22 protein-coding genes are annotated in these 20,297 nt (G+C 75.4%); 12 read left to right on the top strand and 10 right to left on the bottom strand.

Annotation, left to right across the window (positions count from 1 at the left end):
• Positions 1–38 precede the first annotated feature (38 nt).
• The 5 genes from GA0070213_RS02955 to GA0070213_RS02935 all read right to left on the bottom strand — a co-directional run bounded on the left by GA0070213_RS02955 (position 39) and on the right by GA0070213_RS02935 (position 4,251).
• Positions 39–701: a nucleoside/nucleotide kinase family protein gene (locus tag GA0070213_RS02955; RefSeq protein ID WP_217628573.1), complete on the bottom strand. Its 663-nt coding sequence runs from the start codon at positions 699–701 to the stop codon at positions 39–41.
• Between the two features lie 3 nt (positions 702–704).
• Positions 705–1,958, bottom strand: a complete 1,254-nt coding sequence (locus GA0070213_RS02950) for an MFS transporter (protein WP_091056519.1) — start codon at positions 1,956–1,958, stop codon at positions 705–707.
• 138 nt (positions 1,959–2,096) lie between these two features.
• Positions 2,097–2,642, bottom strand: coding sequence for a hypothetical protein (locus GA0070213_RS02945; RefSeq protein WP_091056517.1), 546 nt, complete (start codon positions 2,640–2,642; stop codon positions 2,097–2,099).
• 52 nt (positions 2,643–2,694) lie between these two features.
• Positions 2,695–3,831, bottom strand: a complete 1,137-nt coding sequence (locus tag GA0070213_RS02940) for an RNA polymerase sigma factor (RefSeq protein ID WP_091056514.1) — start codon at positions 3,829–3,831, stop codon at positions 2,695–2,697.
• A 9-nt stretch (positions 3,832–3,840) separates the two neighbouring features.
• Positions 3,841–4,251, bottom strand: a complete 411-nt coding sequence (locus GA0070213_RS02935; protein ID WP_091056511.1) for a YciI family protein — start codon at positions 4,249–4,251, stop codon at positions 3,841–3,843.
• 220 nt (positions 4,252–4,471) lie between these two features.
• Here GA0070213_RS02935 and GA0070213_RS02930 point away from each other — a divergent pair, with 220 nt between their 5' ends.
• Complete coding sequence (locus tag GA0070213_RS02930) at positions 4,472–5,296, top strand: ArsR/SmtB family transcription factor (protein ID WP_091056509.1); 825 nt, start codon at positions 4,472–4,474, stop codon at positions 5,294–5,296.
• 55 nt (positions 5,297–5,351) lie between these two features.
• Here the strand turns inward: GA0070213_RS02930 and GA0070213_RS02925 are convergent, their stop codons facing one another.
• Positions 5,352–5,768, bottom strand: coding sequence for a DUF6069 family protein (locus GA0070213_RS02925; protein ID WP_091056506.1), 417 nt, complete (start codon positions 5,766–5,768; stop codon positions 5,352–5,354).
• Between the two features lie 173 nt (positions 5,769–5,941).
• On the opposite strand from GA0070213_RS02925, the gene GA0070213_RS02920 reads away from it, so the two are divergent.
• From GA0070213_RS02920 to GA0070213_RS02900, 5 genes are all read left to right on the top strand, one after another.
• On the top strand, positions 5,942–7,048 hold the full coding sequence (locus GA0070213_RS02920) for a sensor histidine kinase (RefSeq protein WP_091056504.1): 1,107 nt from the start codon (positions 5,942–5,944) through the stop codon (positions 7,046–7,048).
• A gap of 63 nt (positions 7,049–7,111) precedes the next feature.
• A complete protein-coding gene (locus GA0070213_RS02915; protein WP_091056501.1) occupies positions 7,112–7,783 on the top strand; it encodes a response regulator in 672 nt (223 codons plus the stop codon).
• A 206-nt stretch (positions 7,784–7,989) separates the two neighbouring features.
• Positions 7,990–8,475 (top strand): hypothetical protein, encoded by a 486-nt coding sequence (locus GA0070213_RS02910; protein WP_091056498.1) that lies wholly within the window; start codon positions 7,990–7,992, stop codon positions 8,473–8,475.
• A 77-nt stretch (positions 8,476–8,552) separates the two neighbouring features.
• Entirely contained in the window at positions 8,553–9,203 is a 651-nt protein-coding gene (locus GA0070213_RS02905) for a class F sortase (RefSeq protein WP_091056736.1), read from the top strand.
• Positions 9,204–9,277: 74 nt separating this feature from the next.
• Complete coding sequence (locus GA0070213_RS02900) at positions 9,278–10,372, top strand: magnesium and cobalt transport protein CorA (RefSeq protein ID WP_091056495.1); 1,095 nt, start codon at positions 9,278–9,280, stop codon at positions 10,370–10,372.
• On the opposite strand, the gene GA0070213_RS02895 is transcribed toward GA0070213_RS02900, so the two are convergent.
• Positions 10,314–11,375, bottom strand: a complete 1,062-nt coding sequence (locus GA0070213_RS02895) for a phosphotransferase (RefSeq protein ID WP_091056492.1) — start codon at positions 11,373–11,375, stop codon at positions 10,314–10,316. The two genes, GA0070213_RS02900 and GA0070213_RS02895, sit on opposite strands and share 59 nt — an antisense overlap.
• Positions 11,376–11,535: 160 nt before the next feature.
• On the opposite strand from GA0070213_RS02895, the gene GA0070213_RS02890 reads away from it, so the two are divergent.
• From GA0070213_RS02890 to GA0070213_RS02880, 3 genes are all read left to right on the top strand, one after another.
• Positions 11,536–11,925 (top strand): YchJ family protein, encoded by a 390-nt coding sequence (locus GA0070213_RS02890; protein ID WP_091056489.1) that lies wholly within the window; start codon positions 11,536–11,538, stop codon positions 11,923–11,925.
• A 208-nt stretch (positions 11,926–12,133) separates the two neighbouring features.
• Complete coding sequence (locus GA0070213_RS02885) at positions 12,134–12,832, top strand: hypothetical protein (RefSeq protein WP_245716226.1); 699 nt, start codon at positions 12,134–12,136, stop codon at positions 12,830–12,832.
• Positions 12,829–13,215, top strand: coding sequence for a VOC family protein (locus tag GA0070213_RS02880; protein WP_091056486.1), 387 nt, complete (start codon positions 12,829–12,831; stop codon positions 13,213–13,215). The genes GA0070213_RS02885 and GA0070213_RS02880 overlap by 4 nt, the downstream gene beginning before the upstream one ends.
• Before the next feature lie 75 nt (positions 13,216–13,290).
• Here GA0070213_RS02880 and GA0070213_RS02875 read toward each other — a convergent pair whose 3' ends face one another.
• Positions 13,291–15,153 (bottom strand): transketolase, encoded by a 1,863-nt coding sequence (locus GA0070213_RS02875; RefSeq protein WP_091056484.1) that lies wholly within the window; start codon positions 15,151–15,153, stop codon positions 13,291–13,293.
• Positions 15,154–15,202: 49 nt separating this feature from the next.
• The gene (locus GA0070213_RS02870; protein ID WP_091056481.1) at positions 15,203–16,408 is read right to left on the bottom strand and encodes an MFS transporter; all 1,206 of its coding nucleotides are present in this window, start codon (positions 16,406–16,408) and stop codon (positions 15,203–15,205) included.
• 187 nt (positions 16,409–16,595) lie between these two features.
• Here GA0070213_RS02870 and GA0070213_RS02865 point away from each other — a divergent pair, with 187 nt between their 5' ends.
• From GA0070213_RS02865 to GA0070213_RS02855, 3 genes are read left to right on the top strand one after another with little or no spacing between them, the layout of a single operon-like run.
• A complete protein-coding gene (locus GA0070213_RS02865) occupies positions 16,596–17,672 on the top strand; it encodes a LacI family DNA-binding transcriptional regulator (protein WP_091056478.1) in 1,077 nt (358 codons plus the stop codon).
• Positions 17,669–18,592 carry an arylamine N-acetyltransferase family protein gene (locus GA0070213_RS02860; RefSeq protein ID WP_091056476.1) on the top strand — a complete coding sequence of 308 codons (924 nt, stop codon included), beginning with the start codon at positions 17,669–17,671 and terminating at the stop codon, positions 18,590–18,592. The genes GA0070213_RS02865 and GA0070213_RS02860 overlap by 4 nt, the downstream gene beginning before the upstream one ends.
• A complete protein-coding gene (locus GA0070213_RS02855) occupies positions 18,585–19,154 on the top strand; it encodes an NADPH-dependent FMN reductase (RefSeq protein WP_091056473.1) in 570 nt (189 codons plus the stop codon). Before GA0070213_RS02860 ends, GA0070213_RS02855 begins: the two co-directional genes overlap by 8 nt.
• Positions 19,155–19,209: 55 nt before the next feature.
• Here GA0070213_RS02855 and GA0070213_RS02850 read toward each other — a convergent pair whose 3' ends face one another.
• Positions 19,210–20,223: a mechanosensitive ion channel family protein gene (locus GA0070213_RS02850; protein WP_091056470.1), complete on the bottom strand. Its 1,014-nt coding sequence runs from the start codon at positions 20,221–20,223 to the stop codon at positions 19,210–19,212.
• Positions 20,224–20,297: the final 74 nt, after the last annotated feature.

Here is a 20,297-nt window from a genome sequence, read left to right as displayed (position 1 = left end):
GCCCCTGTTAACGCCTGCGGTAGAGAAGGGGCACCCTCTCACACCCGCCAGGCGAGCACGGCCGGGGCGAGCGGGTCGGTCAGGTCGAGCAGCACGTCGGCCCGCTCCGCCGGGCGGGCCCGCGCCCGGTACAGCTCCTGCCCCGGCAGGTAGCGCGCCCGGTAGCGGCGGCGCACCTCGTCGGCCGAGCCGAACACCTCGAGGTCCCGGACCAGCGCCCGGCGCACCGTCTCCTCCGGAGCGACGTGCAGGTAAACCGTCACGTCCCAGTGCTCACGCAACTCCGGGCGGAGCAGGAACACCCCGTCGACCAGGAGCACCGCATCCGCCGGCGCGGTCACCGGCTCGGCGGTCACCGGCGCGTCGGCGCGCACGTCGTACGCGGCCGGCAGGTAGCGCCGGTCGCCGCCGGGGCCCAGCGGGCGCAGCACCCGCGCCACGATCGTCTCGTGGTCGAACGAGTCGAGGTAGTAGCCCTCCGGCGAGAGCCGGCCCCGCGCCGACCGGACCGCGGCGGGCCGGTGGAACCCGTCCCCGCTCACCCGGCACACGGGCCGCCGCCGGGCCAGCACCCGGGCCAGGTCGTCGGCGAGCCGGGTCTTGCCGGCGGCGTCGGGACCGTCGATCGCCACCCGCAGCGGGTGCGGCGGCCGACGCCCGGCGAGGTCGGCGGCGAGGCGGTCCAGCAGTTCGGCACGCACGGGCTATCCGGTGACCGGCTCGCGGGTGTCCACGGCGGCCGGTTCGGCGTACGCGGCGGCCACCGTGGCCCGGTCGAAGACCCGCCAGGTCGCCGCGATCACCCCGACCGCCACGGCGAATCCCACCCAGTACGGGGCGGTGATGCCGTACCGGGCCGCGACCACCCCGCCGAGCAGCGCACCCACGCAGTTGCCACCGGCCGCGACGAACAACGTGGTGCTCCCCACCCGGCCCATCATCGCCGGCGGGGTGAGTCGCTGCCGCAGCGAGTTCGCCACGATGTTCCACAGCGCGCTGTGCACCCCGAACGCGAACAACGCGACGCCGACCACCACCGCGCTGCGCGACGCGGCCAGCGCCAGGTGCAGGCCGGCCTCGACCAGCAGACCCACCCGGACCGTCCAGGTGGCGGTGAGGGCGGCGATCAGCCGGTCCCCGACCACCGACCCGAGCAGCCCGCCCACCGCCATGCAGGTGAACAACGCGCCGTAGCCGACCGAGCCGAGGCCCAGGCGCTCGGTCGCGAGCAGCACCAGCACCGCGATCGCCGCGGTCAGCGTGACGTTGAGCAGCCCGATCAGCGCCGCCATGGTGCGCAGCAGCCGCTGCGACAGCAGCCACCGGAACCCCTCGGCGATCTCCGCCCGCGCCGAGCGCGGCCCGGTCCTCGGCCCCGCCGCCCGGTACGTGCCGGCGAGCAGGCCGACGAGCACGGCGCTGAGCGCGTACGTGCCGGCGTTGAGCGCGAACGGCGCCGCCGCCGCGAGCACGAACAGGAACCCGCCGAGCGGGCCGGCGACCATGTTCTGCGTGACCTGGGTGCCGCCGTTGAGCCAGCCGTTGGCCCGTTCCAGCCGGGACCGGGGCACCACCGCCGGCAGGACCGCCTGGGCGGCGGTGCGGAACACCACCTCGCCGGTGTTGACCACGAACAGCACCACGTAGAGCAGCGCCACCCCGGCCCGGTCGGTGAGCATCGCCGCGGCCAGCACGACCAACGCGACGACCCGCACCCAGTCGATGAGCACCATCAGCCGACGCCTGTCCACCCGGTCGGCCAGCACGCCGCCGGGCAGCGCGAACAGCAGCCACGGCAGCCAGGACACCGCCGCCCCGGCGGAGACCACCAGCGGGTCGTCGGTGCGCGACGCCACGTACAGCGGGGCGGCCACCGTGGCCGTGCCGCTGCCGAGCGCGGACAGCGTGCTCGCGGTCCACAGGCGGGCGAAGCGCCCGCCGAGCCGTTCCCCCGTCACGACGAGGCAAGCTACCAGCGACCGCGCCGCCTGCCGAGCGGTTTACGGAGGGCGGCGCACCACGCCTCGGGTGTCGGCGGCGGCCCCGCGCACCGGCTCCGGGCCGGCACCGCCGGGGGTCAGCCGGTCCTTCGACCCTCAGTCGGGCTCGCCGGGGAGGGGAATCGGCAACGCGAACGGAACCGTCGGGCCGACCGCCGTCACCGAGTGCGCGGGTGCCGGCAGGTCCGCCACCGGACGCCGCGAGTAGCGCCGACCCTGGCCGGCCGGACCGTTGCGGCGGGACACCTCGACCGTCACCATCCGGATCGGCGCGGGCGGCGCGGCGAACCCGGGTACGCCCCAGCGCAGCCAGATCGGGATCCGCCCGGCCTCGGCCTCGGCCAGCAGCTTCTCCACGGTCCGTCGACGATCGGTGTGGTCGACCTCGACGACGACCGGCGGACGGTCCGGCCGGGCGCAGGCGACGTCGAGCACCGACTGCCGCCCCTCCATCGGCGGCGGCAACGGCAGCACGCTCGCCGCCCGACGGTAGACCCGCCACCCCTCCCCGGTCGCCCACTCGACCACGGCGTCGACGAGCCGGGTGGTGACCTGGTCGGTCGAGAGATCCTCGAAGGTCAGCCGGTCGAGTCGGTGCGCGAGGGAGACGGCCACCCGCTCGCCGTCCTGCCCCAGATCCATGCCCGCAGGCTAGCGTGCGGCCGGGCGCGCCACCGGAGCCCACCGGCCCGGGTCACCGGGTGTTCAGGCGGGCGGCCTGGCGGGTCAGGTGGTCGCGTTCGGCCAGATTGGTGGCCCGGCGGGCCGCCTCGGCGTAGAGCCGGGCCGCCGTCGACCAGTCGCCGTCACGTTCGTGCAGGTAGGCCGCCGCGGCGGTGTGCCGGGGCAGGGTGTCGTCCAGCGCCGCGAGCGCCGCCAGCCCGGCCCGGGGGCCGTCCGCCTCGCCGACCGCCACCGCGCGGTTGAGCCGCACCACCGGGCTGTCGGTGAGGCGGACCAGTTCGTCGTACCACTCGACGATCTGCACCCAGTCGGTCTCCGCGGCGGTGGGCGCGTCGGCGTGCAGCGCCGCGACGGCGGCCTGGGCCTGGAACTCGCCCAGCCGGTCCCGGGACAGGGCCGTCTGCAGGATCTCCACCCCCTCGGCGATCAGGCCGGTGTCCCACCGGCGGCGGTCCTGGTCGGCCAGCGGCACCAGGTCGCCGTCCGGACCGGTGCGGCTGGCCCGGCGGGCGTGGTGCAGCAGCATGAGGGCGAGCAGCCCGGCCACCTCGGGGTGGTCGACGACGGTCGCGAGCTGCCGGGCGAGCCGGATCGCCTCGGCGGCGAGGTCCACGTCGCCGGAGTAGCCCTCGTTGAACACCAGGTAGAGCACGCGCAGCACGGTCGTGACATCGCCCGGCCGGTCGAACCGTACGCCGGTCACGGTGCGCTTGGCCCGGCTGATCCGTTGCGCCATGGTCGGCTCGGGCACCAGGTACGCCCGGGCGATCTGGCGGGTGGTGAGCCCACCCACCGCGCGCAGGGTGAGCGCGACCGCGGACGACGGGGTCAGCGACGGGTGGGCGCAGAGGAAGTAGAGCCGGAGTGTGTCGTCGGCCTCGGGCACCGGCCCGGGCGCCGGCTCCTCGTCGACGAGGTCCTCGCGTCGGCGGCGGGCGGCGTCGGCGCGGGCCGTGTCGAGGAACCGGCGCCAGGCCACCGTGACCAGCCACGCCCTCGGTTCGCGCGGCGGGTCGTCCGGCCAGACGCGCAGCGCCTCGACCAGCGCGTCCTGCACGGCGTCCTCGGCCGCCGCGAAGTCGGCTCCGCGGCGGACGAGGACGCCGAGGACGCCCGGCGTGAGGCTGCGCAGCATCGCCTCGTCCATCGAGTCAGGTCACTCCGTGACGGTGGGCGGGTCGGTCATGAACGGGCGCAGCTCCAGCCACTCCCGGATCGGCGCGCCGCCCTGTCCCGGCGCGGCGGACAACTCGGCGGCCAGTTCGAGGGCACGCTCGTGGCTGTCCACGTCGATCACCATCCAGCCGGCGATGAGGTCCTTCGTCTCGGCGAACGGCCCGTCGGTGACCGGCGGGCGCCCCTCGCCGTCGTAGCGGACGAACGTGCCCTCCGGGGAGAGCGCCTGCGAGTCGACGAACTCGCCGGAGGACTCCAGCCGGGCGGCGAAGTCCTTCATGTACCGCACGTGTGCGGAGAACTCCTCCGGCGTCCACCGGTCGAACTGCGGCATGTCGGTGACCGGGGCCGGGCCGCCGCGATAGTGCTTCAGCAGCAGGTACTTCGCCATGGTGCTTCTCCTCGGTGCGGGTGCGACCCATTCTGGCCGCGTTCGAACCGGGGACGGAGCCGGCGCACGGTTCTCGACATCGCGGCGGAGATATTTTCGCCGGCTCACATCGCCTTGAGCGTCCTAGGAGGCTAGCATCGGACTGGACAGGCAACCTCGGGGGTGCCTATTCTCCGAAAGGGCAACCTGATGGTTGCCCTTTCGAGGAGCGGGGTGACGGGTGGACGAGGTGTTCCGGGCACTGGCCGACACCAACCGACGGCGCCTGCTCGACCGCCTGAACGCCCGCAGCGGCCAGAGCCTGCGCGAGCTGTGCGCCGGGCTGGACATGACCCGGCAGTCGGTGAGCAAGCACCTCGCCGTGCTGGAGGCCGCCGGCCTGGTGACCACCACCCGGCGGGGGCGGGAGAAACTGCACCACCTCGACGCCGCTCCGATCAACGCGGTGGCCGACCGCTGGATCGGCCGCTACCACCGGGAGCGCGCCCGCGCCCTCGCCGACCTGCGGACCGCACTGGAGAGGGAGCCCATGGAGAGCCCCACGTTCGTCTACACCACCTACGTCCGGACCACACCCGAGCGGCTCTGGCGGGCCCTGACCGAACCGGCGTTCACCCGCCGCTACTGGGGCGGCGTCACGCTGGTCTCCGACTGGCGGCCCGGCTCACCGGTGCGCTGGCAGGACACGCCGGACGGCGAGCCGAAGGACCTCGGCCAGCGGGTGCTCGTCGCCGAGCCGTACCGGCGGCTCGCGTACACCTGGCACGGCTTCCAGGCGGAGCACGCGGCGCACTTCGGATGGTCCGCCGAGGAGTTGGCCGCCCGGCTCGGCGAGCGCCGGTCGAAGGTCACGTTTGACCTCGCTCCGCAGGGCGAGACCGTCCGGCTGACCGTGGTCCACGACGACTTCTCGCCGGACAGCGAGATGCACCGGGCGATCAGCGGCCAGCTCGACGGCAGCGGCGGCTGGCCGGAGCTGCTGGCCAGCCTCAAGAGCCTGCTGGAGACCGGCGAGCCGCTGCCGGAGCCGGTCGCGGCGGGCTGACCGGCGGCCGGGGCCGGGACCGTGCGCCCCCGTGACGGCGGTCCCGACCACCCGGTCAGCGGACCGCGGTTCGCCGCAGGCCGGGCACCAGCACGGCGCCGGCGAGCAGGTGCAGCGCCACGAGCGTCAGCGTGGCCGCCCGACCCACTCCCCCGCCGACCGGCCCGAGCAGGGACAGCAGGAGCACCAGCACCGCGACCACGGTCCAGACCGTCCCGGCCCGCCCGGTGAACCGCTCCAGCACGGCCAGCAGCGCCCAACCGGCCAGCCCGGCGAGCAGCGTGCTCACCGCCACCGCCACCGGTCCGACCCGCTGCTCGCCGCCGCCGCTGCGGGCGGTCAGCTCCACCCCGGCGAGCGGCACCGCGACGACCCAGCCCACCAGTGTGGCCACGGTGGCGGCGAGCACCGTGAGCAGCCGGTCGCGGCGGCGGACGGGACGGGCGGTGCTGCTCGGGATCGCGGTCTCCATCGGTGCGTACCTCCGGTGCGGCGGAATCGACTGCCGCAACGCTAGGGCCGGCCGGGCGTCGCGCGGATCACGCGACGGACCGGTTCCCCGCTCCGTCGCGGGGACCAGGACCCGGCCGGATCTCCGTCTCGCGGCCGATGAACACGGGCGGACCGGCGGCCTAGCATCCGGACATGAGGTGCCCGTCCCGCTCCCGGACCGCGCTGCTGGCGATCGACGGCGGCATCGCCGCCGTCGTCCTCGCCGTGTCGCTGCTCGTGCTGCTGACCTCCGACCTCGGCCCGGCGACGGCGGGCGGGACCGCCGTCGCGGTCGGCCTCGCCGCGCTGCAGGCCAGCTGTCTGCTGTGGATCCGGCACCGACCCGGGTACGCCCTCGCGCTGGCCGCGCTGGCCGGCGTCGGCCTGGAGGCGCTCTGCCCGGCGCTCGGCTGGCTCGGCCTGGTGGCCGCGCCGCTGTCCTACGTGGCGCGGTTGCGCCCGCCCCGGTTCTCGCTCGTCGCGCTCGGCCTGCTGGTGGCGCCCACGCCCTGGAAGCTGGCCACCGGCAACTGGCGCGACCTGCTGCTCGCCCTGTTCGCGCTCGGCTTCAGCTGGTCCGTCGGTGAGGTGATGCGGGCCCGGGAGCAGCGGCGCTGCGAGTGGGAACGGCAGGTGCGCGCGACCGAACGGGAGCGGATCTCCCGGGAGCTGCACGACGTGGTCGCCCACCACGTGGCGGTCATCGCGGTGCAGGCCGTCGCCGCCGAGGACGTCTTCGACCAGCACCCGGAACAGGCGCGCGCCGCGCTCGGGTCGATCAACGCGGCGGCCCGCTCGGCGCTGACCGAGCTGCGCGCCATGCTGCACGCGCTGACCGCCGACGACGGGTCCGACCCGGACGGGCCGCAGCCGCGCCTGGCGCAGCTCGACGCGCTGGCCGACGCCGTCCGGGCGGTGGGGTTGCCGGTGACGCTGCGCCGGGAGGGCGACTGCGAGGCCCTGCCCGGCGGGGTGCAGCTGTCGGCGTACCGGATCGTGCAGGAGTCGCTGACCAACGCGCTGCGGCACGGGCACGCCACGCGCGCCGATGTCGACGTGCGCTACGGCGACGGGGTGCTGCGGTTGGAGGTGGTGAACGACGGCTCGGCGGCGGCCCGCCGGCCCGGCACGAGCGGCGGGCGCGGCATCGTCGGCATGCGGGAGCGCGCCCGGCTGCTCGGCGGCACGCTCGACGCCGGCCCGCTGCCGGCCGGCGGTTTCCGCGTGCGCGCCGACCTCCCGGTGGGAGCGGTCCGGTGAGCGCGAGGAGCGAGCCCCGCAGTCGCGAACGGAAGATGGTCCGGTGAGCGCGAGGAGTGGCCTGTGACTGTGCGGGTGGTGGTCGCCGACGACCAGGAGCTGATCCGCGCCGGGCTGCGGATGGTCCTCGACGCGCGGCCCGACCTGACCGTGGTGGGCGAGGCGGCGGACGGCGTCGAGGCGGTCGCGGTGGCCACGCGCACCCGGCCCGACGTGGTGCTGATGGACGTGCGGATGCCCCGGCAGGACGGCATCGCCGCGACCCGCGAGCTGGTGGCCGCCGGCAGCCCCGCCCGCGTCGTCATGCTCACCACGTTCGACGTCGACGAGCACGTCTACGCGGCGCTGCGGGCCGGGGCGAGCGCCTTCCTGCTCAAGGACACCCGCCCGGCCGACCTGGCGGAGGCGGTGCGGGTGGTGGCCCGGGGCGAGGCGCTGCTGGCCCCGACCGTGACGCGGCGGCTGCTGGACCGGTTCGCCGGCCGGCTGCCGGGCCCGGCGCCGACCGCCGAGCGGGCCCTGGCCGCGTTGACCGCCCGCGAGGTGGAGGTGCTCACGTTGACCGCGCGCGCCCTGTCCAACGCGGAGATCGCCGCCCGGCTGCACCTCAGCACCGCCACCGTGAAGACGCACGTCTCCGCGATCCTCACCAAGCTGGGCCTGCGCGACCGGATCCAGGCGGTGGTGCTGGCGTACGACACCGGGCTGGTCCGGCCCGAACGCCCGTCCCGATGAGCTTTCGTCCGCTCTGCGCCGGTCGGGGCGGCATGTCCGTCGTGGGCGGCGAGACGGGGAACACCGGACGGCAACGAAGATTTCTCAATTACCCCCAGTGACCGTCGCAACCCTCCTAGTGTTGGCCACACCGGTGCTAGTCACGGAGTTGGCCACCCGAACGACGTCCCACGCAGACAGCGGACGAAAAGTGAGGGAAGACGCGGATGAAGGCACAGTCATTTCTCGGATCGGCGGCGGTCGGCGTGGGCCTCGGCACACTGCTGCTCCCGGCCGCCGCACTGGCGGACACCAGAGTCTCACCCGCCACCACCCCGGTCGGCGGCACGGTCGTGCTCACCACGACGTGCAACCCGAACGCCGGTGACGCGATCTTCCGGGTCACCGGACCGGACCGCGACCAGAACGTCCGATCCACCACGGCCGCCGCGGGCGGCGGGCTGAGCGCCGAACTGTTCACCGCCGGGTTCACGCTCGGCACGTACACGGTCGCCGCCACCTGCGGCGACGGCAGCGACGGCGGCAGCGCCACGTTCACCGTCACCCCGATCGGCGGCGCGCAGGCCGGCGCCGGCGGCCGGGACGGCGACACCGGAGTCCTGGTCGCGGGTGGCGCGCTGGCCGCGGGCGCGGTCGCCGGCGGGACGTACGTCCTCCTTCGTCGCCGGCGGCGGGCGGGCGCCACCGCCTGAACGGCTCACCCAGTGGATCGCCCGCGCCGGCCCGACCGGCGCGGGCACCGCGTCCACGTCGGACGGAGGTGGAACCGGTGTCCTCGTCGAACCGCCGCACGGCCCGGCCGTCGCGGGCCCGCACCGCTGTCGTCGTCACCGCCGTGACCCTCGCCGGCGCCGCCGGCGTCGGACTGGTCTCGGCCGGCCTCGGCAGCACCTCGGCGTCGCCGCCGCAACCCGGCACCTCCGCCGCACCGGCCACCGAGCAGCCCGGCTCCGCCGGCCCGACGTTCCCCCGCTCGGCACCGGTCCGGATCACCATCCCCCGCATCGGCGTCGACGCCGACATCGTGCCGGTCGCCACCGACGACAACGGCGCGCTGGAGGTGCCGCCGCTGGAGCGCCCGGAGGTGGCCGGCTGGTACCGCCCCGGTCCCGCGCCCGGCCAGGCCGGCAACGCGGTGCTGGTCGGGCACGTCGACTCGCAACGCGGACCGGCGGTCTTCTTCGACCTGGGCCGGCTGCGCCCCGGCGACACCGTGCGGATCGTGCGGGCCGACGGCCGGACCGCGGCGTTCACCGTGGACGGTGTCGGGGCGTACCCGAAGGACCGCTTCCCCACCGAGCGGGTGTACGGCGGCGGGGCGGCGGCCCGGCTGCGCCTGATCACCTGCGGCGGGCGGTTCAACCCGCGCACCGGCAGCTATCCCGACAACATCGTGGTCTTCGCCACCGCCGTCCGCTGACGCGGGCCGGACACCGCCGGGGCGCCGGCGGGCCGTACGGTAGGCCGTCGGTTTCCCGGCGGGCGGAGGTTGCGGTGGACCGGATCCGGTGGCGGCCACGGCTGCCCGTCCTCGTCGGGCGGCTGCTGCGGCGCGACGAGGCGACCGTGCCCCGCCCGCGCCGGGTGAACCCCGACGCGGTGGTCGACTGCGCGGTCTACGTGGCGGGGCGGCGGGAGCCGGGCCGGCCGCACTACGCCGACGCGTACGACCGGGCGCGCCGCGGCCGGCGTACCTTCGTCTGGCTCGGGCTGCACGAGCCCGGCGCCGCGGTGCTGGCCGCGGTCGGGCGGACGTTCGGGCTCGACGAGGCGGCGGTGGCGCAGGCGCTCGCCGACGGGCACCGGCCCACCGTGCGGCGCTACGGCGAGGTGACGCTGCTGGTGCTGCGCAGCGCCGGCTACGTCGAGCACACCGAGCTGACCGCCACCTCGGAGGTGGTCGACACCGGCGACGTGCTGGTGTTCCTCGGCGAGCGGTTCGCGCTGACCGTGCGGCACGGCGCCACCGGCGCGCTCGCGCCGGTGCGCGAGGAGGTGCAGCGCCGCCCGGACGTGCTGGCCCAGGGGCCGTGGGCGGTGGGGTACGCGGTCTGCGCCCGGATGGTCGAGCTCTACCTGGAGGTCGCCGAACACCTGGAGCGCGACCTGGAGCGGGTCGAGGAGAGCGTCTTCGCCCGCGAGCACGGCGCCGACATCCAGCACCTCTACCAGCTCAAGCGGGAGGTGGTGGAGTTCAAACGCGCGGTGCTGCCGCTGACCGCGCCGCTGCGCGCGCTGCTGGACTCCCCCGACGGCGGCCCGCCGGCCGCGCTACGGCACCGTTTCGCCGCCGTGGCCGACGGGTTGGCCCGGGCGGTCGAACGGATCGGCGCCTACGACGAGTTGCTCACCTCGCTGGTGCAGTCCCGGCTGGCGCAGCTCGCCGTGGAGCAGAACGACGACATGCGCCGGATCGCGGCGTGGGCGGCGATCGCCGCCTCGCAGACCGCGGTGGCCGGCGTCTACGGGATGAACTTCGCGCACATGCCGGAGCTGCACTGGCGCTACGGCTACGGCGGCGCGCTGCTGCTCATGGCGACGCTGGCGGTGACGCTGCACCGGTTGTTCCGCCGCTCGGGTTGGCTGTGACCGGCCGGGCCAGGTCGGACAACTCGGCGTCGAGCAGCTCGGCCAACAGCGCGACCCGACCCGGGTCCGACTCGGCGGTGATGGCTCGGCTGGGCATCTCCACGGTCATCAGCAGATAGAGGTGCAGCCGGTAGAGGCCGAGCCGCCGCCGCGCGCCGGCGTCCAGCGGGAACGGCGCCACCGCCCGGTAGGCCCGCACCAGCGGATCGTCCGGCTCGTCCTCGGCGCGGCGGAACAGCAGCGGCGACACCAGGTCCAGCAGCGGATCGCCCCACAGGTGCCGTTCGCCGTCGACCAGGCCGCTGAGCCGGGGAGTCCCGTCCGGCCCGTCGACCGCCAGCACGTTGCCGGCCCAGCCGTCGAAGTGCAGCAACGCCGGCCGGCGTACCACGTCGAGGACGGTCGCGTGCCGGGCGACCAGCTCCCGGATCCGGGTCGCGGGCGCGGGCAGCGGCACCGCCCAGTCCGCCGCGTCGGCGAGCAGGTCGTCCACCATCGCGGTGTAGGCGTCCCGCCAGGTGGCCGCGGCGGCACGGCCGCCGTCGTAGCCGTACCGGTCGCCGGTGACGACGTGCAGCGCGGCCAGCGCCCGGCCGAACTCCGCCCGCAGCGGCCCGACGTCCGCGCCGGCCCGGGTCAGGTCGGCGAGGGTACGGCCGGGCAGGCGCGCGGTGAGCAGCCAGTCGCCCAGGTCGGGGTGGCGACCGTGGTGCAGCAGCGACGGCACCGGCACCCCGGGCGCCCGGGCAGCCACCAGGCGCAGGTAACGCGCCTCCGCGCCGATCATGTCGCGCTCGTAGCGCAGCAGCGGCACGTGCGGCGGCGGCCCGACCTTGAGCACCACGTCGCGGCCGTCGGTGAGGCGTGCCCACCACACCGCGGCGAACCCCCCGCCGGCCAACGGCCCGCAGTCGGCGGCCTCGGCGGCCGGGCCGAGCGAGGCGGTCAGGTAGCGGCGCACCTGCTCCGGATCGAGGTCACGCCGCGTCGGACTCACGCTCATGCTCCCCGGACCCTAGTGCGCCGCGCTGCCGCCCGCCGCCCCGCAGGTGTAAGGAGGGGCCCCTTATTAACGCGCTGGGTATAGATGGGGCCCCTTCTAACCGGATGCGTCAAGCGGGGTCCCCTCCTCGCACGTTCCGGCGGCGGGCGAGAATCGTCGGATGGTGACACGCGCAACGGCCTGCCCGTGCGGCTCCGGCCGGCCCTACGAGGACTGCTGCGCCCCGGTGCACCGGGGCGCAGCGACGGCGGCCACCGCCGAGGCGCTGATGCGGTCCCGGTTCAGCGCGTTCGCCCTCGGCGACGCCGACTACCTGCGGCACAGCTGGCACTCCCGCACCCGGCCCGCGCGGGTGCAGCTGGACCCGGGCACCCGGTGGACCCGGCTGGAGGTGTTGGAGACCGGGCAGGGTGGCCTGTTCGACAGCACCGGCACGGTCCGCTTCCGGGCGCACTACCGCGAGGGCGGCCGGGCCGGCGTACTGGCCGAGCGGAGCCGCTTCGCCCGCGAGGAAGGCCGCTGGGTCTACCTCGACGCGCTGCCGGAGTGACGGTGACGGCTGCGGCGCTCCGGTCTACACTGGGGCCAGCGCCGTCCCGCGCCACACCTCCACCCCGGCGCTCACGCCGCCGGTCCACGGAGGCAAAGGGGGCCCTGAGTCCTCGGGACGCGACACCTGACCGCCTGCGCGTCAGCCGCACACGGCCTGGTCGACGGAAGCGTGAGTTCCCCGGCCGCGCCGTGACAGGGAGCGCGCGATGACCCGTCAGAAGTCGTTCAAGACCCGGGTACGCACCCGGATGGACAAGACCGGCGAGAGCTACACCATCGCTCGCCGGCAGCTGCTCACCAAGGCCGGGGCGCACCGGTCGCCGACCGGGCCGCGAGCCGCCGGGCGGACCCAGCAGGACCGGATCTCCGACGCGTTGCTGCGCGAGCGAACCGGCCTCGACTGGGCCGGATGGTTCGCCCGGCTCGACGCGTGGGGCGCGGTCGCTCGCACGCACACCGAGACGGCCCGCTGGCTGGCCGACGAGCACGGGGTGCCGGGCTGGTGGGCGCAGACCGTCACGGTCGGCTACGAACAGGCGCGCGGACTACGCGCTCCCGGCCAGCGCCGGGGCGGCGGGTTCGAGGCGACCGGCAGCCGGACGGTCGCCGTACCGGTCGAGACGCTGTTCCACGCGTTCGCCGACGAACCGACGCGCCGGCGCTGGCTGCCCGGGGTGGAGGTGCGGGTGCGCACCGCCACCGCGCCGAAGACGTTCCGGGCGGACTGGGCCGGCGGACCGAGCCGGATCGTGGTCGGTCTGACGCCGGTGACCGGGTCGAAGGCACGGGTAGCCGTGCTGCACGAGAAGTTGACCGACGCGGATGAGGCCGACCGGCTCAAGGCGTACTGGCGCGACCGGCTGGGCGCGCTCAAGGACCTGCTGGAGCGGGAGGCGGCCCGATGACCGGCGCCACGTACGTCAACCTCCCGGTCCGTGATCTGGACGCCGCGGCGGCGTTCTTCAGTGCGCTCGGCTTCACCGCCACGCCTCACCCGCCGGGCGCGGACAGCGCGCAGCTCAGTTTCGGCGGCACCCATCTGGTCCTGCACGCCGCGGCGGCCTTCGCGGCGTTCGCCGGCGTGCCGGCCTGTGACACCGCGGCCGCGCGGGAGGTGATCGTCGGGCTGGGCGTGGAGCGGCGCGAGCAGGTCGACGCGCTGGTGGACCGCGCGAGCGCGGCGGGCGGCACGGCGCTCGGGCCCGGTCAGGATCTCGGTTACCTCTACATGCGGGGCTTCCGGGACCTCGACGGCCACCAGTGGTCGTTCCTGCACCTGGCCAGCTGAGCGGAGCCGGGCAGGGGTGTTAAGCGGGGCCCCCTCCTCTACCGAATGCGTTAAGCGGGGGCCCCGCCTTACGCCTTACGCCAGGGCGCGCGCGGCGGCGACGACCGCGTGCACGCCGATGCCGGCGCGGTCGAGCTGCTGGGTCGGGGTGCCGGAGCCGGGCAGTCCGCGTACCGCGAGGTGCTGGACGCGTACCGGCTCGGCCAGGTCGGCCAGCGCCTCCAGCACGGCCGAGCCCAGGCCGCCCTCCGGGTAGTGGTCCTCCACCACCACGAGCCGGCCGCCGGTGTCCCGGACCGTCTCCAGCAGGCGGTCCCGGTCGACCGGCTTGATCGAGTAGAGGTCGACCACGCGGGCGTCGATCCCCTCCCGGGTCAGCTCGTCGGCGGCGGCGAGGCAGACGTGCACGGTGACGCCGGCGCCGAGCAGCGCGACGTCGCCGCCGTCGCGCACCACCCGGCTGCCGCCGATCGGGAACGCCTCGCCGTCGTCGTAGAGCACCGGGTAGGCACCGCGGGTGGTACGCAGGTAGGACACCCCGGGACGGTCCGGCAGCTGGGCGACCAGGGCCGCGCAGGAGACCGCGTCGGCCGGGCAGAGCACCGTGGAGCCGGGCACCGCGCGCAGCGCGGCGACGTCCTCCAGCCCCATCTGGGACGGGCCGTCCGGGCCGATCTCCACGCCGGCGTGCGAGCCGACCAGGGCGATGTCGGCGCGGGAGACGCCGGCCATCCGGATGAAGTCGTAGGCCCGGGACCAGAACGCGGCGAAGGTGGCCGCGAACGGCCGCCGGCCGCGGACCGCCAGGCCGACGGCGGCGGCGACCAGCTGCTGTTCGGCGATGAACATCTGGAAGAACCGGTCCGGGTACGCGGCGGCGAAGCGGTCGGCCCGGGTGGAGTCGGCGACCTCCCCGTCGAGGGCGACCACGTCCGGCCGGGCGGCGCCCAGGGCGCGCAGCGCGTCGCCGTACGCGTCGCGGGTGGCGACCGTCGCGCCGCGTTCGTAGCGGGGCAGCTCCGGCCGGCGGTGCGCGACCGGTTCGGCGCGCGGCACGGTGAACGGCCTCGGTCCGGCGACCCGGATCCGGCGCGGCCCGCCGAGCGCCCGTACGGCCCGGTCGGCCCGCTCGGGGTCGAGCGCCTTGCCGTGCCAGGACGGGTCGTCCTCGATCTCGGGTACGCCCTTGCCCTTGACCGTGCGGGCCAGCACCACTGTCGGTCCGGTGGCGTGCCGGGCCTGCTCGTACGCCTCGTCGACCGCGCCGAGGTCGTGGCCGTCGACCACGATCGCCCGGCAGCCGAACGCCTCGACCCGCCGACGGTAGGTGTCCAGGTCCCACTCCAGCTCGGTCGGGCCGCGCTGGCCGAACCGGTTGACGTCGACGACGGTGGTGAGGTTGCGCAGCCCGTAGTGACCGGCCTTGTCCAGCGCCTCCCAGACCGAGCCCTCGGTGGTCTCGCTGTCGCCGCAGAGCACCCAGACGTGCGCCGGTGACCGGTCGAGATACTGCGCGGCGAGCGCCACGCCCACACCGACCGGCAGGCCCTGCCCGAGCGAGCCGGTGGCGACGTCCACCCAGGGCAGGACCGGGGTGGGATGGCCCTGCAGGCGCGAGTCGGCCCTGCGATAGGTCTCCAACAGCTCCTGTTCGCTGATCGCGCCGACGGCCCGGAACACCGCGTACAGGAGCGGTGAGGCGTGGCCCTTGGAGAAGATCAGGTGGTCGTTGCCGGGGTTGCCGGGGAAGGACCAGTCGTAGCGCAGGTGCCGGGCGACCAGCACGGCCAGCAGGTCGGCGGCGGAGAGGCTGGAGGTGGGGTGGCCGGAGCCGGCCATCGTGCTGCACCGGATCGCGTCCACCCGCAGCTGCGCGGCCAGCTCCGCGAGCCCGGTCAGGTCCTCGTCGCGCAGAGTGCGCTCTGCTTCCAGGGTCACCGGACCGACCGTAGTGACGAGTGCCCTTCTTGTTCGTCTTTCCGGTAATTCACCCCCGATCGGTGAGCAGCCAGAGCGCCACCAGCAGGTACGGCAGCACGGCCACCGCGAACGCGGCCGGGTTGCCCAGCGCGCCGGCCAGCAGCCCGTACCCGCCGTAGAACGCGACGGTGGTCAGGTCGGTGGCCATCCCGGCCAGGGAGGTGACCGTGGCCCGGGCCTCGCCGGTGATCCGCGCCTGCAACCGCACGTCGGCGAGCACGGTGGCGAGCTGGAAGGCGGCGAACGCGAGAGCCAGCAGCAGGAAGCCGGCCGGGTGGCGCAGCAGCGCCCCGCCCGCCATCGCCGCCGCCGCGACGACCAGCAGGCCGGCGTACCCCCGGTGGGACAGCCGCTCTCCCCACGGGGCGAGCAGCCCGCCGACGGTCATCCCACCCCACAGCAGCAGGAGCAGCAGCGGCACTGTCGCCTCGGTGACGCCGGTGTCGCGCGCCAGCAGCCCGGTGTACTCGTCGAGCCCGCCCCAGACCGCGGCCACGGCGGCGACCAGCAGCACGGCGACGCGGACGGCGCGGTCGGCCCGCATCTCGGCGAGCCCCCCGCGCAGGCTGTCCCACCAGCCGGGCTCGTCGTCGTCCGGCCGCTCCCCCGGCGCGGCATCCGCACCCGCCGGCGAGCGGTGCTCCGGGAGGCGGGACCCGACGACGGCCGCGAGCAGACAGGTCAGCACGCTGGCGGCGCCGACCGCGAGGTAGCCGCCGAGCGCGTACACCGGCCCGGCGAGCACCCCGGAGCCGACCGCGCCGAGCACCTCGGCGGTGCGGGTGCGGCCGATCAGCCGGGCGTACCGGTCGGCCGCGCCGAGGCGGTCCAGCTCGGTGAAGACCAGCGCCTCGAGCGCGCCGGAGCGCAACGCGCCACCGGCGCCCCAGAGCAGGAACCCGGCGGCGAACGCCGGGTAGGACGGCAGCAGCACCCAGAGCGCGAAGCCGGCGGCGGCGAGCAGCGGCGCCAGGCAGAGCAGCAACCGGCGCGACAACGCGTCGGCCCACGCCCCGGAGGGCACCTCCAGCAGGATGCCGGCGGCCGACCAGAGGACGAAGAGCGAGGAGATCTGCCCGACCGAGAGCCCGGTGTCGGCGAACAGCAGCACGTAGAGCGGGTAGAGCAGGACGAGGTCGGTGAGGAACGCGTAGCCGTAGAGCGTCGCCGCCAGGCGGCGGGTCGCGGGCACGCGGGCAGGTGTGACGAGCATGAGGCCTTCCCACGGGACGTGACGGACACCTGTCGCAGTGCGTGGTGTCCGCGGTGGCCCGCGGCCTCGTCGGTCAGGCGGGGATCAACATCGCCAGGTCATACCGACGATCCTAACCGGACCCACGGCTTGACGAGGGCCCGCGGGCGCGGCACTCTGTTAATCGATTAACAGCGGGAGGTGCGGGATGGGTTCCCGGGTCACGTTGCGGTCCGTCGCCGAGGCGGCCGGCGTCTCCACGGCGGCGGTCTCCTACGCCTTCAACCGGCCGCAGCGGCTCTCCGCCGAGGTGCGGACCCGGATCCTGGCCGTCGCCCGGGACCTCGGCTACGCCGGCCCGAACGCCGCCGCGCGGTCGCTGCGGACCGGGCGGGCCAACGCCGTCGGCGTCATCCTGACCACCGAACTGGCGTACGCGTTCCGCGACCCCTACGTCCTGGACCTGCTCGGCGGCCTCGCCGAGACCCTGGCGGCGGGCCGGACCAGCCTGGTGCTCATCCCGTTCGCGCCGGTCGTCGCCGGGCTCACCGACGTCCAGGTCCGCGAGTCGCTCGACGCCGTGCACCGCGCGGTGATCGACGGCGCGGTGGCCGACGGGCTCACCGACGCGCACCCGGCCGTCCGGGCGCTCGCCGACCGCTCGCTCCCGCTGGTCCTCTCCGCCGAGTCCAGCGCCGCCCGCTGCGTGCTGATCGACGACCGGCAGGCCGGCCGGACCGTCGGCCGGCACCTGGTCGACCTCGGTCACCGCGACCTGGCGATGGTGGTCGCGGCGCCGGATCCACCCGGCCGACTCGTCCCGACGGTGGACGAGGCGACGCTCTACCCGTACTCCCGCAACCGGCTGGCCGGGGTCCGCGACGCCCTGCCGCCCGGCGCCCGCCTGCGGGTGGTCAGCGGCGGCGGCAACGCCACCGGCTCCGGCCACACGGCCGCGGCGGCGCTGCTGGCGGGCGGCGACCGGCCGACCGCGATCGTCGCGGACAGCGACGTGCTCGCCGCCGCCGTGGCGCACACCGCCGCGGAGCGGGGCCTGCGGGTCGGGCACGACCTCTCGGTCACCGGCTTCGACGACGTGCCGCTGGCGGCGGCGGTCGGGCTGACCACCGTGCGCCAGCCGATCGCCGAGAAGGGCCGGCTGATGGCCCGCATGCTGCTCGACCCGGCCGGCACCCCGAACCGGGTCACCCTCCCCACCCACCTCGTCGTCCGCTCCAGCACCGGCCCCGCGCCGGCGCGCCGAGCAGGAAGGACCCTGACGTGAACCGACCACCCACCACCCCGCTCGGACTCGTCGACCCGGCCGCGCACTGGCCAGTCGACGCGCTCGACCTCGACGCGTACCTGCGTCGCGTCGGCCACCGCGGACCCGTCACGCCGGACGGAGCGACGCTGCGCGCCCTGCACCGGGCGCACGTCGCCGCGATCACCTTCGAGAACCTGGACGTGATGCTCGGCCGGGGCGTCGAGGTCGACCTGCCCCGGGTGCAGGACAAGCTCGTCCGGGCCGGGCGCGGCGGCTACTGCTACGAGCACGGCGTGCTCTTCGGCGCGGTGCTCCAGCGCATCGGCTACCGGGTCGACCGGCTGCTCGCCCGCACCGGCGACCCGGCCGAGAGCCCGCGCCCGCGCTCACACCTGGTGCTGCGGGTCGACGACGGCGACCGGGTGTGGCTCGCCGACGTCGGCTTCGGCTCCGGCCTGCTCGAGCCGCTGCCGCTGGTCGAGGACGAGCCCCGGCGGCAGGGCCGGTGGGAGTACCGGCTGCGGCACGGCCTGGACGGCGCGTGGCGGCTGCAGGAGCGGACCACCGGCGACTGGGTCAGCCTGCTGACCTTCACCGAGGAGCCGCAGTACCCGGTGGACGTCGAGGTCGCCAACCACAACACCGCCACCAGCCCGCACTCGCCGTTCACCCGGCAGCGCGTCGTCGTCCGCAAGGACGACGAGTCGGTGCGCCGGCTCATCGACCGCGAGTACGCGCGGGAGATCCCCGGCCACCCCGCCCGGTCCCGCTCACTGACCGACGAGGAGTACGCCGACGCGCTGGCCGGCGAGTTCGGCCTCGCCCTGAACCCGGCCGAGATCCGGGCGCTGCTGGACTCGCTGCCCGCGCCGGACGCGGGCGCCGCCGTCGCCCCCGACGTCGAACTGCGGGCCGCCGCCGGAGGACGCCGTGCCTGACCGGCCCGCCCCGTACCCGCTGGCGGTCATCACCGCCAGCGTCCGGCCCGACCGGATCGGCCCGACCGTGACCCGCTGGCTCCTGCGGCGACTCGACGGCCACCCCGCCGACGTGGACCACATCGACCTGGCCGACCTCGACCTGCCGGGCGACCTGGCCGGCGGCGGGGACGCCGAGCGGTTCACCAAGAGGATCGCCCACGCCGACGCGTTCGTCGTCGTCACGCCCGAGTACAACCACGGCTACCCGGGTCCGCTGAAGACCGCTCTCGACACCGCGTACGTCGAGTGGCGGGCCAAGCCGCTCGGCTTCGTCTCGTACGGCGGCGCGTCCGGTGGCCTGCGGGCGGTGGAGCAGCTACGGGCCGTGCTGGCGGAACTGCACGTCAGCACCGTGCGCACCGGCGTCATGATCCCCGACGTGCACGCGGCGTTCGACGAGCACGGGGAACTGCGCCGGCCCGAGCGGGCGGAGGCGGGCCTGGCCGGGATGCTGCGCCAGCTCGACTGGTGGGCCCGGACCCTGCGCCGCGGCCGGGCCGACACGCCGTACGTCGGCTGAACGGCGACCGGGGCGGGATCCGCTCGGATCCCGCCCCGGTCGTCGCGCGCTCGGCTCAGCGGCGGAACTTGTCCGCGTCCGCCGGCGGGATGACCATCGTCGCCTCGCTGTCCGCGGCCTGCTCGGCCGTGGTCTGGCGCGGCGTGGTCGGCGGGGTGCGCTCGGAGTCGGCGAGCGCCGGGATGACCTGGGTGGTCTCCCCGGCGGCCGCCGCCGCGTCGCCGCCGGTGTGCGTCGGCACCACCTGGGTCGGCTCGGCCGAACCCGCGTACGCCGGCACCGGCTGGGTGCGGTCCGCCTCGGCGTCCCCGGCCGCCGGCCGGGTCAGCTCGGCCTCGCGGTCCGCGGCGAGCCGGGCCGCCACGTCACGCCGACCGGCCTGGTAGGCGCGGGCGTGGGTGGCGATGGTCCGGGACTCCTCCTCGGCCCGGGTCAGCCAGCTCTCCCACCGGCTCTGCATCGGCCGGACCAGCCCGCCACCGACGCCCACCACCAGGATGCCGCCGACGGTGGCCAGCACCGCGATCAGCACCGGCGTGGTCACCGCGGTGGCGACGCCGATCTGGTTGAGCGCGGCGATGACGCCGAGGCCGAGGATGAACACCGAGGCGAGGTTGGCCAGCACCCGGCCGTAGGAGAGGCCGCCGAGGGCGCTGGAGATGATGTCCTTCACCGCGCGGGCGATGGCCGCGGCCACCACCACGATGACGATCGCGACGAACGCCCGGGGCAGCCAGGCGACCACGCCGGCGATCAGGTCGGAGATCGGGTTCGGGCCCCAGATGCCGAACGCGAGCTGGAGCGTGACCAGCAGCACCGCGTAGTAGGCGAGCTTGGCGACGATGTCGCTGGCGTCGTACTTCGAGCGCGCCAGCGCGGTCTTGATCCCGCCGCGCTCGACCGCCCGGTCGAAGTGCACCCGCTCGAGGACCTTGTCCACCAGTTTCAGCACGGCCTTGGCGATCAGCCAGCCGGCGACCAGGATCGCGACGAACGCGACCGCCTTGGGCAGGAACAGCATCACCGAGCGGAACGCGTCGCCCACCGCGTCACCGAAGTTGTCTCTCATCGAAGGGCCTCCACGCACAGGGTCAGGGTCGTTCCGGGTGGGCCTACCCTGGCCGGCGCGCGGGGAAACTCCGG

The organism is Micromonospora humi (assembly GCF_900090105.1).
Lineage (GTDB): Bacteria > Actinomycetota > Actinomycetes > Mycobacteriales > Micromonosporaceae > Micromonospora > Micromonospora humi.
This window is presented reverse-complemented; position numbering and strand designations above follow the sequence as displayed.